The sequence below is a fragment of the Buttiauxella gaviniae genome (assembly GCF_040786275.1).
Lineage (GTDB): Bacteria > Pseudomonadota > Gammaproteobacteria > Enterobacterales > Enterobacteriaceae > Buttiauxella > Buttiauxella gaviniae_A.
Genome location: NZ_JBFMVT010000002.1, coordinates 3,448,268 through 3,464,436, shown reverse-complemented (window position 1 = coordinate 3,464,436; position 16,169 = coordinate 3,448,268). Strand labels below are relative to the sequence as shown.

At 52.6% G+C, this 16,169-nt stretch carries 13 protein-coding genes; 2 read left to right on the top strand and 11 right to left on the bottom strand.

Annotated features, from left to right (window positions below):
• Positions 1-37: 37 nt before the first annotated feature.
• The 6 genes from AB1E22_RS16595 to apbC form a co-directional block, all read right to left on the bottom strand.
• Positions 38-508: a DUF1456 family protein gene (locus AB1E22_RS16595; protein WP_034496898.1), complete on the bottom strand. Its 471-nt coding sequence runs from the start codon at positions 506-508 to the stop codon at positions 38-40.
• A gap of 68 nt (positions 509-576) precedes the next feature.
• Positions 577-846 (bottom strand): Txe/YoeB family addiction module toxin, encoded by a 270-nt coding sequence (locus tag AB1E22_RS16590; RefSeq protein WP_367596330.1) that lies wholly within the window; start codon positions 844-846, stop codon positions 577-579.
• Positions 830-1,093: a type II toxin-antitoxin system Phd/YefM family antitoxin gene (locus AB1E22_RS16585; protein WP_367596329.1), complete on the bottom strand. Its 264-nt coding sequence runs from the start codon at positions 1,091-1,093 to the stop codon at positions 830-832. Before AB1E22_RS16585 ends, AB1E22_RS16590 begins: the two co-directional genes overlap by 17 nt.
• A gap of 56 nt (positions 1,094-1,149) precedes the next feature.
• Entirely contained in the window at positions 1,150-1,878 is a 729-nt protein-coding gene (gene btsR / locus AB1E22_RS16580; protein WP_367596328.1) for a two-component system response regulator BtsR, read from the bottom strand.
• Positions 1,872-3,560: a LytS/YhcK type 5TM receptor domain-containing protein gene (locus tag AB1E22_RS16575; protein ID WP_367596327.1), complete on the bottom strand. Its 1,689-nt coding sequence runs from the start codon at positions 3,558-3,560 to the stop codon at positions 1,872-1,874. Before AB1E22_RS16575 ends, btsR begins: the two co-directional genes overlap by 7 nt.
• 166 nt (positions 3,561-3,726) lie before the next feature.
• The gene (gene apbC / locus AB1E22_RS16570; RefSeq protein WP_367596326.1) at positions 3,727-4,839 is read right to left on the bottom strand and encodes an iron-sulfur cluster carrier protein ApbC; all 1,113 of its coding nucleotides are present in this window, start codon (positions 4,837-4,839) and stop codon (positions 3,727-3,729) included.
• 163 nt (positions 4,840-5,002) lie between these two features.
• Here apbC and metG point away from each other — a divergent pair, with 163 nt between their 5' ends.
• Positions 5,003-7,036 (top strand): methionine--tRNA ligase, encoded by a 2,034-nt coding sequence (gene metG / locus AB1E22_RS16565; RefSeq protein WP_367597388.1) that lies wholly within the window; start codon positions 5,003-5,005, stop codon positions 7,034-7,036.
• Positions 7,037-7,136: 100 nt separating this feature from the next.
• Here metG and mukB read toward each other — a convergent pair whose 3' ends face one another.
• Genes mukB through cmoM form a run of 4 tightly spaced genes read right to left on the bottom strand, consistent with a single transcriptional unit; the run spans position 7,137 to position 14,385 of the window.
• Positions 7,137-11,585 (bottom strand): chromosome partition protein MukB, encoded by a 4,449-nt coding sequence (mukB, locus tag AB1E22_RS16560; RefSeq protein ID WP_367596325.1) that lies wholly within the window; start codon positions 11,583-11,585, stop codon positions 7,137-7,139.
• Positions 11,582-12,301: a chromosome partition protein MukE gene (gene mukE, locus AB1E22_RS16555; protein ID WP_367596324.1), complete on the bottom strand. Its 720-nt coding sequence runs from the start codon at positions 12,299-12,301 to the stop codon at positions 11,582-11,584. The genes mukB and mukE overlap by 4 nt, the downstream gene beginning before the upstream one ends.
• Positions 12,282-13,604 (bottom strand): chromosome partition protein MukF, encoded by a 1,323-nt coding sequence (mukF, locus tag AB1E22_RS16550; protein ID WP_367596323.1) that lies wholly within the window; start codon positions 13,602-13,604, stop codon positions 12,282-12,284. Before mukF ends, mukE begins: the two co-directional genes overlap by 20 nt.
• Positions 13,597-14,385: a tRNA uridine 5-oxyacetic acid(34) methyltransferase CmoM gene (gene cmoM, locus AB1E22_RS16545; protein WP_367596322.1), complete on the bottom strand. Its 789-nt coding sequence runs from the start codon at positions 14,383-14,385 to the stop codon at positions 13,597-13,599. Before cmoM ends, mukF begins: the two co-directional genes overlap by 8 nt.
• A gap of 131 nt (positions 14,386-14,516) precedes the next feature.
• Here cmoM and elyC point away from each other — a divergent pair, with 131 nt between their 5' ends.
• The gene (elyC, locus tag AB1E22_RS16540) at positions 14,517-15,293 is read left to right on the top strand and encodes an envelope biogenesis factor ElyC (RefSeq protein WP_367596321.1); all 777 of its coding nucleotides are present in this window, start codon (positions 14,517-14,519) and stop codon (positions 15,291-15,293) included.
• Here elyC and AB1E22_RS16535 read toward each other — a convergent pair.
• Positions 15,273-16,166 (bottom strand): YcbJ family phosphotransferase, encoded by an 894-nt coding sequence (locus AB1E22_RS16535; protein ID WP_367596320.1) that lies wholly within the window; start codon positions 16,164-16,166, stop codon positions 15,273-15,275. The genes elyC and AB1E22_RS16535 overlap by 21 nt on opposite strands.
• Positions 16,167-16,169 lie beyond the last annotated feature (3 nt).

Here is a 16,169-nt window from a genome sequence, read left to right as displayed (position 1 = left end):
GGCGGATAAGCGCAAGCGCCATCCGCCGCAATAAAGCTTACTTCTTCGCGACGTGCACGCGTGAAGTTAACCCACGCAGGAAGTAGCGCAGGAACTGGTCGCCACACTCGCGGAAGTTTTTGTTCTCTGGCGCACGCATCATCGCGGTAATTTCTGGCATGGAGATGCGAAATTCCTGAGAGGTCAAAATTTCCAGCACGTCGTCGGTTTTCAAATCAAACGCAATACGCAGTTTTTTCAGGATGATGTTATTCGTCATCTTGCGTTCGATTTTCGGAGCCGGTTTGCTTTCGTCTTTGCCGCGTTTGAAGTAAATCAAACCGTTAAGGAAGTTTGCCATCAGAATGTCCGGGCAAAGTTTGAAGTTCTCTTCGTCTTCTTTTTTGGTCCAGGTAACAATTTGCTCAGCGGTAACGGCGGTGTCGGTCAGGGCGAAAATTTTCACCATATCGTCATTGCCCAAATTCAGCATGTAGCGCACGCTGCGTAATACATCGTTATTCATCATAGTGGTGATTCTCTCGTTCTAAATCTTGAAAGCGGGCAGTATATAGCGTTCTGCTGCCGTATGCAGATTTAGTAATGAAGACGGCATTGAATGATGATGAGGAGTTCATCGCTGACGCTATACACCAGACGGTCAGAATTATTAATGCGCCTTGACCATAATCCACTGAGATTTTCACGCAATGGTTCAGGTTTCCCCAGACCGGTAAAAGGCTCGCGTTTGGCATCTTCAATTAGCTTATTGATTCGCTTTAGCGTTTTTTTGTCCTGCGTTTGCCACCACAGGTAATCGTCCCAGGCATGGTCCGTCCATGCCAGCATTCTATTCGTCGTCTTCATCAATAATCTCTCTCCTTGAGATTTTGCCTGCCTGGGCTTGCGCCATTGATTCCATCAGACGCATTGCATTAGCTGGGGAACTAAGCAGATGAACCGTTTCCATTAGAGAATTGTAGTAATCCAGGGACATCACCACCGAATCTTCTGCATCACGGCGTGTGATAACGGTGATATCTGCATTATCCGCAACTTCATCAAGAACGGATTTGAGACGATTGCGTGCTTCAGAAAAAGTAATAACTTGCATAACCACTCCACTTGTACAATTTACAGTACAAGTATATGTCACTATTGGTACAAAAACTACACCGCTTTAAGCCCCAAAGCCTCTTTCAGGCTCTTCAGATAACGGCGGCTTACCGGTACAGATTGCCCGTCGCGCAGCATCAACTCGGCCTGCCCACCCTCTTCAAAGCGGATTTCTTTGAGATGCGCCATATTCACCAGGTATTGCCGATGGCAGCGCACTAAGGATGTGCGGCTTTCCAGCGTGCGTAAGGTTAGCTCGGTAAAACCTTCGGCACCCTGCACGTTGGTGACATACACGCCGCTCATGCGGCTGCTGGCGAACATCACATCGTCCATTTGCAGCAGGTAAATACGGCTTTGGCCGGTGCAGGGAATGAATTTGAGATCTTCCTGATTGGGTGCGAGCAGCGTGATGTCCTGATCGGCACGTTCATGGCGCAAGCGGTGCAGGGTTTTCTCTAATCGTTTGCTATCAATCGGTTTGAGCAAGTAGTCAAAAGCGTGTTCTTCAAAGGCCTGCACCGCGTATTCATCAAACGCGGTGAGAAACACAATGTAAGGCCGCTGTTCAGGATCGAGCATGCTGGCCATTTCTAGCCCGCTGATGCGCGGCATCTGGATATCTAAAAACACCACGTCCGGGTGCAAACGATGCACCGCGCCAATCGCTTCCACCGCATTCCCACACTCCCCCACGATTGAAATATCAGGCTCGTTTTGTAGCATTATTCGCAGATTTTCACGCGCCAGCGGCTCGTCATCGACAATCAGCACTTTTAACATGGGGTTTCCTCCAGAGGTAAACGTAGGGTAATGCGGGTAAATCGGTCTGGCTCGACATCCACTTTAATGCCGCAATCGTCACCGTAACGGGCGCGCAGTCGTTTATCGACCAGACTCATGCCCAATCCGTTGGCGCTGATATTTTCCTGATACAAACCGGCGTTGTCTTCGATGGACAAGTGCAGATGCTCACCTTGTTGGCACGCGCTCACGCTTATTTCACCCACGCCGAGTAGCTGCGAAGTCCCGTGTTTAATCGCATTTTCGACAATCGGCTGTAGGGTAAACGCCGGGAGCCTTACCTGCGCTAACTCCTGCGGGACATTCAGTTGCACGCACAAGCGCGACTGAAAACGTGCCTGTTCAATTTGCAAATAGGCGTTCACATGCTCAATTTCATCAGCCAGCGTGACGATTTCCGTCGGGCGTTTCAGGTTTTTGCGGAAAAAGGTCGAAAGATACTGCACCAGTTGGCAGGCTTGCTCGTTATCCCGGCGGATCACCGCCACCAGCGTATTGAGGGCATTAAACAGAAAATGGGGATTCACCTGGGCGTGCAGCAGTTTGATCTCGGATTGCGTCAGCATCTGCTTTTGCCGTTCGTACTGACCCGCCAGAATCTGCGCGGATAACAGTTGTGCGATGCCTTCACCTAGCGTGCGGTTAATCGAACTGAAAAGTCGGTTTTTCGCTTCATAGAGTTTGATAGTGCCAATCACGCGGCTATTTTCGCCGTATAGCGGGATAACCAGCGTCGACCCCAATTTGCAATTTGGGTGCAGCGAACAGCGGTACGGCATTTCATTGCCATCGGCATATACCACTTCCCCGCGCTCAATGGCCTGCCAGGTATAGTCAGAGGAGATCGGGCGGCCTGGCAAATGGTGGTCTGCGCCAATGCCGGTAAAAGCCAGTAATTTCTCATTATCGGTGATCGCGACCGCGCCGATGTCCAGCTCCTGATGCAGCACCTGCGCCACTTTCATGCTGTTTTCCTGGTTAAAACCCTGGCGCAAAATCCCTTCTGTAGAGGCAGCCACTTTCAAGGCGGTGGCTGAGAAAGCCGAGGTGTATTTTTCAAGCATCGCGCGTTTATCCAGCAGAATACGCATGAACAACGCGGCCCCTACGGTGTTGGTGACGACCATCGGCGCGGCAATACTTTTCACCAGATGCAGAGCGTCGGCAAACGGGCGGGCAATTAGCAAAATAATGCCCATCTGGAAGAATTCAGCCACCAGCGTAATACCGCCTGCGGTGAGAGGATTAAACAGCAAATCACTGCGGCCACGGCGAATCAGCAAGCGGTGTAACAGGCCGCCCAGTAACCCTTCCACGATGGTGGAAAACATGCAGCTCAACGCGGTCATACCGCCCATCGAATAGCGATGTAAGCCTCCGGTTAACCCTACCAGGCCGCCGACCATTGGCCCACCGAGTAGTCCGCCCATCACTGCGCCGATTGCGCGCGTGTTGGCGATGGAATCATCAATGTGCAGCCCAAAATAGGTGCCCATAATGCAGAAAATGGAGAAAGTGACGTAGCAAAGTAGTTTGTGGGGCAAACGTACGGTGACCTGCATCAGCGGGATAAACAGCCGCGTTTTACTCATCAACCAGGCAATAACCAGGTAGACACACATCTGCTGAAGCAGCAGTAACACCAGGTTAAATTCGTACATTGCATCCGCCAATCCGTTTCAGAGGCGGCGTAACATACACGTTGGCGGCATAACTTTCTTTGAAGGGTTTCAATAATTTTTGATTTAGTGGGGATGAAAGCAAAAATTAAGACAATCGCGGGGATGAATGGGTCGGGCAAGCGTAAATGCCGCCCGACTTTTGGACTTACACTGCGCGGAATGAAATCTCCGCAGGGATCACTTCGCCCTGCCAGTAAAGCTGTGCCGCAACGCTACCTGCTAACTGGCGATAGACTGCCGTAAATTCGCTTTCCGGGCGGTTGATAACCGTCGGTTTACCGGCATCAAGATCTTCGCGCAACGTGATGTGCAGCGGCATCTGCCCCAGCAAGTTAGTGTGGTACTGATCCGCGAGTTTCTGCGCACCTCCGGTACCGAAAATCGCTTCATGATGACCGCAGTTGCTGCAAATATGCATGCTCATGTTCTCAACGATACCCAGCACCGGCACGTCAACTTTCTCGAACATCACAATGCCTTTGCGGGCGTCAATCAGGGCAATATCCTGCGGCGTGGTGACGACAACGGCCCCCGTTACCGGAATGTTTTGCGCAAGCGTCAGTTGGATGTCACCGGTGCCCGGCGGCATATCCAGCACCAGGTAATCCAGATCCGGCCACATGGTTTCTTGCAGCATTTGCATCAGCGCTTTGCTGGCCATCGGGCCGCGCCACACCATGGCATTTTCATCCGTGACCAGATAACCAATGGAGTTGGTTGCCAGGCCGTGCGCCATAATAGGCGTCATGTGCGTGCCGTCTGGAGAGGTTGGACGTTCGTGTTCCGCGCCTAACATTGTGGGGATCGACGGGCCGTAAATATCCGCATCCAGAATCCCGACTTTCGCCCCTTCAGCGATAAGCGCCAGCGCCAGGTTTACCGCAGTGCTCGATTTTCCGACGCCACCTTTGCCAGAGCTCACCGCAATAATATTCTTCACGCCGTTAATGCCAGGGTGATTTTTCACGCGTTTAAGCGTGGCGATGTTATGGCTGAGTTTCCAGTCCACCGCTTTAGCGCCGGTAATACGCAGCAAATCCGAGCTGCACTGCTCTTGCAGCGCTTCAAAACCACTGCTCCAGACGAACGGCATCAACAATTCGACATGCAGCGTGTCATCAAGCATAGCGACATGGTGCAACGCTTTAAGCGCGGTCAGATTGTGTTTGAGGGTTGGGTGCTGAAAATTGGCCAGCGTCCCGGCGACCATAGCACGTAACTGCTCAGGGGAACGGCTTGACGGGGATTGAGAATTCATCCCGGCTCCTTATGTTTTTTTATCGGACATTGGAATGCTTCAAGCATACCAGATGGCCCGCAGCCACGATAAAATTTCCTTGATCACCTTGTGTGGTTTACCGCGGGGCGGGCTTTCGGTTAACATCAAAGCCCTTTTATCTATAGAAGATGCAATTCCTACTATGGCTCATGTCGCGAAAAAAATATTGGTAACGTGCGCACTTCCGTACGCTAACGGTTCAATCCACCTCGGTCACATGCTGGAGCACATTCAGGCTGATGTCTGGGTCCGTTACCAACGAATGCGCGGCAACACGGTAAACTTCATCTGCGCAGACGATGCTCACGGCACCCCTATCATGCTGAAAGCACAGCAATTAGGGATCACTCCAGAGCAGATGATTGGCGAAATGAGCCAGGAGCATCAGACTGATTTTGCTGGCTTTAACATCAGCTATGACAACTATCATTCCACGCACAGTGATGAAAACCGCGAGCTGTCAGAGCTGATTTATGGTCGCCTGAAAGAGAACGGTTTTATTAAAAACCGTACCATTTCTCAGCTCTACGATCCGGAAAAAGGCATGTTCCTGCCGGACCGTTTCGTAAAAGGCACCTGCCCGAAATGTAAATCTCCGGATCAATACGGCGATAACTGCGAGGTTTGCGGCGCAACTTACAGCCCAACCGAGCTTATCGATCCAAAATCCGTAGTGTCCGGCGCGACGCCTGAAATGCGTGATTCCGAACACTTCTTCTTTGATTTGCCGTCGTTTAGCGAAATGTTGCAGGCATGGACCCGTTCTGGTGCGCTGCAAGAACAAGTGGCGAACAAAATGCAGGAGTGGTTTGAGCACGGTCTGCAACAGTGGGATATTTCCCGCGATGCACCGTACTTCGGCTTTGAGATCCCGAATGCTCCGGGTAAATATTTCTACGTCTGGCTGGATGCGCCAATCGGTTATATGGGTTCGTTCAAAAACCTGTGCGACAAACGCGGTGATACCGAAAGCTTTGACGAATACTGGAAGAAAGACTCTACCGCTGAGCTGTATCACTTCATCGGCAAAGATATCGTTTACTTCCACAGCCTGTTCTGGCCAGCAATGCTCGAAGGCAGCAACTTCCGCAAGCCAACTAACCTGTTCGTTCACGGCTACGTGACGGTAAACGGCGCGAAGATGTCCAAGTCACGCGGCACCTTCATTAAGGCCAGCACCTGGCTGAACCACTTTGACGCTGACAGCCTGCGCTATTACTACACCGCAAAACTGTCTTCGCGCATCGACGATATCGACCTGAATCTGGAAGATTTCGTGCAGCGTGTGAACAGCGACATCGTCAACAAAGTCGTCAACCTGGCATCGCGTAACGCAGGCTTTATTGCCAAGCGCTTTGATGGCCAATTGTCTGCTGAAATTGCTGACCCGGCGTTGTACAAAACCTTTACTGACGCTGCACAAAGTATTGGTGAAGCATGGGAAAGCCGTGAGTTTGGCCGCGCCGTGCGCGAAATCATGGCGCTGGCCGATGTGGCAAACCGCTATGTTGACGAACAGGCTCCGTGGGTTGTTGCGAAACAGGAAGGCCGTGATGCCGATCTGCAAAGCATCTGCACCATGGGTATCAACATGTTCCGCGTGCTGATGACCTGGCTGAAACCCGTCCTGCCAACCCTGGCTGAACGTGCTGAAGCGTTCCTGAACAGCGAAATGACCTGGGATGCTATTCAGCAGCCGCTGCTGAACCATAAAGTGAATAATTTCAAAGCACTGTATAACCGCATTGAAATGAAACAGGTTGAAGCCTTGGTTGAAGCGTCAAAAGAAGAAGTGAAAGCAGCAAGCGCGCCGGTAACGGGCCCTCTGGCTGACGATCCGATCGCGGAAACCATCTCCTTTGATGATTTTGCGAAAGTGGATCTGCGCGTTGCGCTGATTGAAAAAGCAGAGTTTGTTGAAGGTTCTGACAAACTGCTGCGCCTGACACTGGATCTGGGCGGTGAGAAACGCAATGTGTTCTCTGGCATTCGCTCAGCGTACCCTGAACCGTCCGCGCTGGAAGGCCGCCTGACGGTGATGGTCGCAAACCTGGCACCGCGTAAAATGCGCTTTGGCATCTCCGAAGGGATGGTGATGGCAGCGGGTCCTGGCGGGAAAGATATCTTCCTGCTAAGCCCGGACAGCGGCGCACAGGCAGGTATGGCCGTTAAGTAATACCTGACGCTAAAAGTAAAAAGCCACCTCTTCAAAAGGTGGCTTTAAAAGCGAAAAACACAACGCGGGCCGAAGCTCGCGTTTTTTATGACATCTTTCTTTACTCTACATCTACCGTGCCCGCAACCGGCTCGGGGAGCGTTGGCGCGAAGCCTCTGAGTCCTACAACGTGTACGTGTTCGTGGTTCTGAACCACTTTACGAACCAGCTTATAGGTGGTGCCTTTTTCTGGGCTGATGTTCTCTGGTGCAGCAATGATCAATTGCATTTCAAGGCGTTCGCACAGCTCAAAGAGTGTGGCAATCGACTTGGCATCCAGTCGCGCGGCTTCGTCAAGGAACAGCAAACGGCAAGGCGAAATGTCTTTCCCGCGCAGACGGCGTGACTCCTCTTCCCAGCTTTGCACAACCATGACCAGAATCGACATCCCGGTACCGATAGCCTCACCGGTGGACAACGCACCACTTTCCGCACGCAGCCAGCCGTCTGAACCACGGTTAACTTCAACTTCCATTTCCAGGTAGTTACGGTAATCCAGCAGCTCTTCACCAATGGTTTGCGGTGTACGCTGCCCCATATCGATTTGTGGATTCAGGCGTTGATACAGCTTCGCCAGTGCTTCTGAGAAGCTCAGGCGGTTGCTGTTAAACAGATCCTGATGCTGCTCGTGCTGTTCGGAAAGCACATCCAGCAGCATGGCGTGAGTTTCACGCACGTTCACGTTTAAGCGGACGCTATTCACCTGGCCGAAGGAGACGCTTTGCAAGCCCTGGTTGAGCATACGGATACGGTTCTGCTCGCGCTGGATCGTCTTGCGAATAATATTCGCCACGCTACGCGAGCTGATCGCCAGTTTTTGCTCACGCGAAGTCAGCTCTTCCGTCAGACGGCTCAGTTCGATTTCCATCTGTTCGATGGCTTCTACCGGGTCGTCGGTGCGGATAATATCCTGGCGGATACGTTCGCGAAGGTGCTGGTAAACCGCAACGAAGAACTGGATTTTACGTTCAGGGCGTTTTGGATCTTCTGACATGCGCAGCACGTCGCGCAGGTGTTCGTTATCCGCAACCGCCAGACGCAATGCCCCCAACGCCTTATCCGAGATAGAACGCAGCTCATCGCCGGTGACATACGCCAGTTCGCGACGATGGAGACGGCGCTCAACACCATTGTCTTTCACCATACGCATCACGGCGCACCAGCCTGCTTTCGCCGTCACAACGTGCTCGCGCATTTCGAAATAGCTGCGCTCTAGCTGTTTCAGTTTACGGGTCAGGTTGCTCATTTCCGCTTCACAGTAAGTCAGCGCTTTTTCGAGCTGGTTACGACGTGAACGGTTGTTGCTCAAGGCGGTATGAAGTTCGTCACGGCGCGCACGGGCACGCTCTTCAGCCCCGAGATCGGCACGTACGCCAATATCTTGCAGCTCTTTGTGCAGGTCGTTTAACAGCTCTTTTTTGGTATCAAAAGAGCTTTTCAGCGAGGCCATTAGCTGGCTGAACTGGCTGAGCTGCTGCGCGTGCTGGCGTAATGCTTCGCGAGAACGTGTGCGCTCCGCTTCGGCATGTTCCAGACGGTTGCGCAATTTCTCATTTAAATCGCTGTTGCCGTCGAGCATTGCAGCGGAGTCGGAGTAGCTAAAATGCGCCCGACGCTGCACGACTTCGGTCAAGGCAAATGCCTGCTGACGCGCATCGCGCTGCACTTGCTGTGCGTATTGGTAATCTTCTTTTAACTGCTCAAATTGCTCAGGATCGCTTTGCAGCACCGACGCCACGGCTTCGAGTTTCGCAAGTGGATTGCCAAACTGCTGCAGGAAACGAGCAGCTTCTTGCGCTTCATCGAGGCGTTCACGGATTTCATCGCAGCGATCGGCCAGCGTTTCATCGTTAAGCAAGTTGATGCGCGGCAACAGGCGGTTCAGTTGATCGACACCTTCTTTCGCCTGGTCATACTGCTGACGTTGCTGCTGGTTGTCGTTTTCATGGCTATTAATCGCGCGTTCAACTTCGCCACGGCGGGTGTTGAGCTGGCGAATTTCCGCTTCCGGATCGTCATCAAAGGCCACGCCCAGATGCTGGCCGATGAAACGGCTAAATGCCTGATGTAAACGCTGCGATTTCTGAACATCAAATGAGAGCGTCGCAAAACGTTCAGCCAGGGTTTCACGTTCGGCATGCAGGTTTTCAAGGCGGTTTTCACGCGCGGCGCGGCCAAAGATTGGCAACGTCGGCAAGCGCGAATAACGCCACTGGCGTTCGGCGGTTTTCACCAGAACTGCGGCATTTAGCTCTTCAACGTTAAACACGCTGTCATCGAAGGAAGAGGGGTCCCCTTCAATCAGATACAGGTCTTCCGGGCAATCCTCGAGGTTGTCTAACTGTTCGCGAACCAGCGATAAATCTGGCACCACAATGGCGTGACGTGATGGTCCATACAACGCCGAGAAGTACGGGGCATCATCAAGGCTAATATCGTCATAAATTTCTGACAACAGCACGCCGCCAAAGCGTTCAGCCAGCGCATTTAAACGTGGATCTTCCGCACCGCCAGGTTGGCTCAGACGTTCGATTTCTTCGTCAATAGCTCGTTTACGCGCCCCGACTTCATCGCGTTCCACCGTAACTTCACGCTCACGCTCGAGCAGTTGCTGCATGTATTCGGTAACATGCTGGCTGCTTTCAAACTGCTCGTGGCTCTGCTCGCACAGTTGCGTAAGGCTCGTTTGTGCGGCTAACCAGACAGGCGCGCGCTGCTGGAGGCGTTTAATACGCGCCTGGATCTGCTCTTGCTCCTGACGCAGGTTTGCACGCTGGTCGCTGGCATCAGAAACGCGCTGCTGTAAGGTTTCGATGCGTTCAGACAGTTCGTCATGCAGCACTTCAAGATCTTCAGGATCAAAGTGTTTGCCCTGGCGTTTGCAGAACTCAGCGAGCATTCGCTCCGCTTCTTGCTGCTCGCGTAGACGTTGCTCAAGTTCGTTAAGACGCGATCGGAGGGGCTGAACTTGCTCCATCAGGTGGCGCTGGTTGTTGCTGTCGCGCAATAATTCGCGTGCAACCTCCCACGCCTCACTGCGGCTAACCGGCCCGCTGATGGCGGTAACTAGCTGATAAGCATGCTCAAACTGGCTGTGCGCCGTTTGCGCTACGCTCATTTTCTGTTCGAGCGTCAGCAGTTTTTCAGTGGTTTCCTGCTCTTTAGCCTGGAAGGTTTCCAGCCACTCTTCCGCACTTTGCGCGGTTAAATCCGGGATATGGCAAAGCGTGCGCGCGCGTTCAAGCGCCTGCAACGCCTGCTGATACTGAATCGCACGGGTTTGCTGAACGTCCAGCGCTTGCTGGTAGTCGGCAAGCTGGCTCTTGAGTTCGTCCACTTCCAGTTCAGCAGCTTCGGCGCGAGCTTCGTTCTCTTCCTGCTGTTCAGCGGCTTCGGCAACAATTTCATTCTGTTCTTCGAGGCGCATTTGCAGTTCGTCGAGGTCGGCTTCATAGCGCTCGATTTTTTCCTGCTGGCGAATCGCGGTTTGCACCAGGTTCAGGTGATCGCTGGCCGCCTGGTAATCCGTTTCCAGATCCCCTTCTGCTCCGCTATGTTCCGCAAGCTCACGCGCCATTTCGACATGTTTATATTGCTCCGCAGCCAGTTGCTTACGGCTGGTCAATAATTCACGGCGGAATTCGAGCGCTTTATCCAGATGGATACGACGTTCGTTGGCGTGACGCATGTAATCCGCAGCCACATAGTTGGTCGCTTCAGAAATCAAATGCTTAAACAGGTCACGATCGGACTGAGTGACGCGAATCGCTTCTAGCGTCATACGGTTTTCGCGCAATGCGGCTTCCATATCCTGGAAGGCTTTACGCACGCCGCCGTTTTCTGGCAACAGGTAGTCGCGCAGTGAGCGGGTGATGGCGCTGGAAATCCCGCCGTACAGCGAGGCTTCGATAAGACGATAGTACTTGCTACGATCTGACGCACTGCGCAGACGGCGCGCCACGATGCCCAAATCGAACATCAGCGAGTGGTAATCGGTAATTGAGTTGAACTGTTTAAACTGAACGCCTTCGATGGCTTCCACTTTGTCTTTCAGTTCTTGCAGCGTCAGCACACGCGCCTGGCGCTCGTTTAACGTTTCCGTCAGCAACTGAGTAGGCTGAATGGAAGACGGTAAACCTTGAATCGCAAACGGTTTGATGTCGACTTTACGGTCACGGCCCGCGATCTGTTGCAGACGCACACCCACAACAACGCGCTGGTTACGTGAATTGACCACATCCAGTAATGAGTAACAGACGCCCGCTTTTAACTTACCGTGCAGACCTTTGTCACGTGAACCCGATGTGGCCCCCGCTTCGGTGGTGTTACGGAAGTGCAGCAGCGTTAAATCAGGGATCAGCGCCGTAACGAACGCCGCCATGGTGGTGGATTTACCTGCACCGTTACCGCCTGAAAGCGTGGTAACCAGTTCATCTAAATCAAAAGTACGCGCGAAGAAACCATTCCAGTTAATCAGCGTTAGTGAGCGAAACTTTCCGCGTTCAATCATTCCTGTTCATCCTCCGCGTTATCCTGAGCAGTTTGCGACTCTTCTTCCGTTTCATCATTGAGTTGCAAACGAGTTTCTATCGGCATGGCTTCACCATCGCGGATCATGCGTAATTGCGCTTCACGCGCATCGTCACCGGCGCGCACATCGGCACCAAAGCGGAATACGGATTCGGTAATGCGGAATTTGCTGCTGTCGTGGCCCATAAACCAGATCATGCCAAGGCGGCGCAAACGCGTTAACGAGGCGCGGACTTTTTCTTGCAACTTCTGGCGGTCAAGGTCAGACCCCGTGGAGCGGTTATTAACCAGTTTTAGCAGTTTGTTTTCATCAGCCAGCGTCAGGAGTTCGTCGTACAGCTCTGCCTGGGTGAAGATACCTTCGTTGGCGAGGCGCTCCGGGCTGAGGTAGAGATAACAGAGAATTTTACCGACCATCATGTCCAGCTCAGACAAGACCGAACGTGGAATGAGTGTGGTGGAGCGCGGGCGCAAATAGAAGAACCCTTCCGGCGCGCGAATTAGCTCCACGTTATAACGGGTGTAAAACTCTTCCAGCTCATCCTGGAAGTCCATCAAGTAAGCATGATTATCCAGCTCATCGAGCCCCACATGCCGACCGGCACGTAACTGACTATCGAGCGCTGGAAATAACGGATTGGCCAACGCCTGTGCCAGTTTAACTGGCATCACTTTTTCAATATTTGTTGATGACATGCGCCTGTACCTTGGCTCCGTAATCGTTAATTGCCTGCCACTGCGGCGGCAAGCCAGTAAAGTCTGCTTCAGCCACACCCAGGCGCACGGCCTGGTCGACTACGATTCTCGCCACATCAAAATGGCGCGCGCGCGGGTATTGCGCGAGATAGTCCCGCATTACTACACCTAAATCTAGCGGCACTTGTCTGGTTTTATAGACCTGAAGCGCCGCTTCAATCATGGCGGCGAGCTGTTCGCGGATTTCATTAAACTCTTCGAATTCCAGGTCCGTTGGCAGTTCGCCCGTCACTTCCTCGTCGCGGAGCGTCATTTCTTCATCACGCATATCCAGCAGACGATCGGCGTTGGCGTAAGTCAAAGCCCATGGCGCATCGAAATAGTTCTGTACTGAGACACGCAAACGTTGTGCAAAGACGCGGTTTTTATCCATGTCGATAGCGGTACGAATGAATTTATGCACGTGGCGGTCATAACCGATCCATAAGTCGATGGCTTGCTGGCCCCAACTAACGATGCGGTCGAGTTTGCTTTGCAGATCAAATACTAAACGATCGACAAAGTGCAGATCGTCACGCCCGATGATCGCATCCTGAATACGCAGCAGATTCGCCTGGAGTTTGTCACCCGCGGCTTCCAGGGTGTCCTGTAACTCACGTAATGTGCCGGAGGTTTCAGATAGCAACATTTCGCAACTGGAAATGGCCGCACGCCAGTCTTTGTTCAGCAGTTGCGCAATATCGTCTTTAACCTGTTGCTGGTGTTCATCCATAATGCGCTGGGTGAGATCGATACTGTCAAAAATCTCGGCCACGGAGTATTTCAGCGGGGCGAAGACGTTACGGTGCCAGTGGAACTCATCGCCGCCTTCGTCTGCTGAGTCAGCGGCGCGTTTCAGTTCACCGGCCACAATCGACAACTGCATAGATAGACGCAGCGTAGAAAATTCGCGCTGGCGAATGTAGTAGTCAGTAATGCCAATGCCGAGCGGTGTCAGGCGATAGATAGCATTACCTTCGTTGATTTCACTGACAAAACGGTTGATCAAACGCTGGCGCACCATGTCATTTATGGCGTTATTGGCGCGAACGTTAATGGTTTCACTGGTCTGCTCAAAGCCATCACTCACGTGACGGAATGCATCGATCAGTTCACCCTCGCTCATTTCGCCGTCCAGGCGCTCACCATTTAAGGTGGCGATCGCCAGCAGGAACGTCAGGCGTTCCGTCGGGAGCGAAATCGAATAGTCATTTTTTCTGGCCCAGGCAACCAGTTCCGGCACTGTCTGGGAAACGTCACTCATAATTTTTCCTTGGCTCAAGCGGCTTGATAGCTGTCACGTGGATATAGCGGCCTAAGCTCACAAAAGGCTCCTGCCGACAATAACGCGTTTCAAGTTCAAGCAAATCGTCAAAACCATCGCGTTGTTTGTGCTTATCACGCAAGTAATCGTGGAACACTCGTACCCCGGTTTTTCCGGTAATCTGCCAGCCAATTTGCTCCAGCCAGTGATAAACCTGTTCTGGCTGTAGCGGATTGTCAGGCGAAAGTGTTTTTCTTTTATTCTTTTTCATACCCTGAAGAACATATTCGAAGTTGCCGACAAACATGTTGCGCATCAGCAAGCCGTTAGCATTGTAGAACATCAGGGATAAAGCACCGCCGGGTGCCAGGCAATCCCACAGCGTTTTGAGCACGGCCTGCGGGTCGACAACCCATTCCAGCACAGCGTGGAACAATATCAGATCAACCGGTTTTTCCAAATGTTGACCAATATCCTGGGCCGAAGAATGTATGAAATGCATGTTGCTGCTCACACCTTTTTCGCAGGCTTGAGCCTGGGCGCGAGAGATCATTTCGGCGGAGACATCACAAAGCAGGACATCATGACCACGTTCGGCAAGCCCGCATGCCGTTTGCCCTTCTCCGCCACCCGCATCCAGAACGCGGAGTTTTTCAGGTAAAGTCGTAAGCAAAGCATCAAGATCTTGCCATAAGATGGCCTGGCGGAGCTGCCCTTTGGTTGTACCGTAGATGTTGCGTGAGAACTTCTCAGCAATGTCGTCAAAATTGCGGTCACGCACGGGTACGGCTCCAGGGGAAAGGATCATTTCAGAAAGGCGCTATTTTGGCACAGCCGAGCCAAGAATGAACCCGTCTGGTGTAATATCACCGGCGTTTACCTGCTGTATGGCTAAAAAAGGACCCAATATTCATGCTTTTCATCCTTAAAAAATTTATCGGCGGATTACTGCTGCCTTTACCCTTTTTGTTATTGGTGATGGGTGCAGCGCTTGGCTTACTGTGGTTCACCCGCTGGCAAAAAAGCGCCAAAGCGCTGTTAAGCGTGAGTTGGTTAGTTTTGCTGCTGATTAGCCTTCAGCCGGTGGCTGATAAAATGCTCAAACCTATCGAGAATACTTACCCGACGTGGCGCGGTGGTGAGCGGGTCAGTTACGTCGTGGTGCTCGGCGGCGGCTATACCTGGAACCCAGAATGGGCGCCAAGCTCCAATCTCATTAACAATAGTTTGCCTCGCCTCGCCGAAGGTGTGCGTTTATGGCAGGCAAATCCTGGCGCTAAAATGATCTTTACCGGTGCTCGGGCGATGACGAATTCAGTCAGCACCGCAGAAGCGGGTGCGCGGGTTGCAGAAAGTTTAGGGGTGCCGCGTTCGCAAATCATCACTCTGGATGATCCGAAAGATACCGAAGAAGAGGCGCAGGCCGTTGCAAAAGCGATTGGGCAACAACCGTTCTTACTGGTGACATCTGCATCTCATTTGCCACGGGCGATGATCTTCTTCCGCAATGCTGGCCTGCACCCTATTCCGGCCCCCGCTAATCAGTTGGCGATCGACTCGCCTCTCAATCCCTGGGAGCGCATCATTCCGTCGCCAATTTGGTTAATGCACAGCGACCGCGTCGGGTATGAAACCCTGGGTCGCATCTGGCAATGGCTGAAAGGACCATCAGGCGATCCAGGGCAGTAAGTTTTTCGCCGCAATATCGAAGGCGGGTCGATTGAGTCGGCCCGTCTGTAGCAGTTGCGCAACACCATCCCAGAGAACATACAGCCAGCGCCGCCACAGGAATGATTCCGCTACGGGTGCGCGTTGCAAGTAGTGCCACATCAGACTTTCCGACTGCCCCTGCTCGTACAGGCGGAAAATTTCATATTCTCGCGGTGCCCATAGCGTCATGCCTGGATTAAGCATTGCCAGTAGCTGGTCGCTGCGTCCATCTTTTAGCATACTGCTAAGCGTAAAGTTGCCATGCACCAGCACGCAATTATCGTTGAAACCCTCGAACAGACGCGGTAAGCATTCGCGGGTGCGGAACAGAATGCGCCTGTCCTGCATGGTGAGGCCATTATTCGGATATTGATTGATGGTGGCCCAGAGTGTTTCGACGCGCTGCCGATACCAGGATGGCCAGATATTTTCCTGGGTGCTATCGACATTGCCAACGCAGCCGCGACTGTCAACGCGATGCCAGGCCAGAAGCCCTTCAACAATTTGATCTTTGAGATGCTCCCAGCGGTCAGGCGTGCGGGTTGGCGCTTCCACCGGAACACCGCGCAAGCGCTCCATCAATAATACGTCCGGCCCCGGCGTATCTTCATGTGTTACTACACCGTAAACCACTGGCATACGCACCGTGCCGGAACGCGCCAGCATGGACATTTTCCAGGCTAACTGGGCGGCGATGCCTGGGGTACTAAAACTTTTTGCCAGCAACGACATCGCATTCCCGTCGCTGTCATACAGCGACCACAGCGAGGTGTTTGGCTGTTCATTGATACATTCAATCCGGCTTAGTTTTTCACCCAGCAGATGACTCAATTCCTTGCGTAGCAACTCCATGAC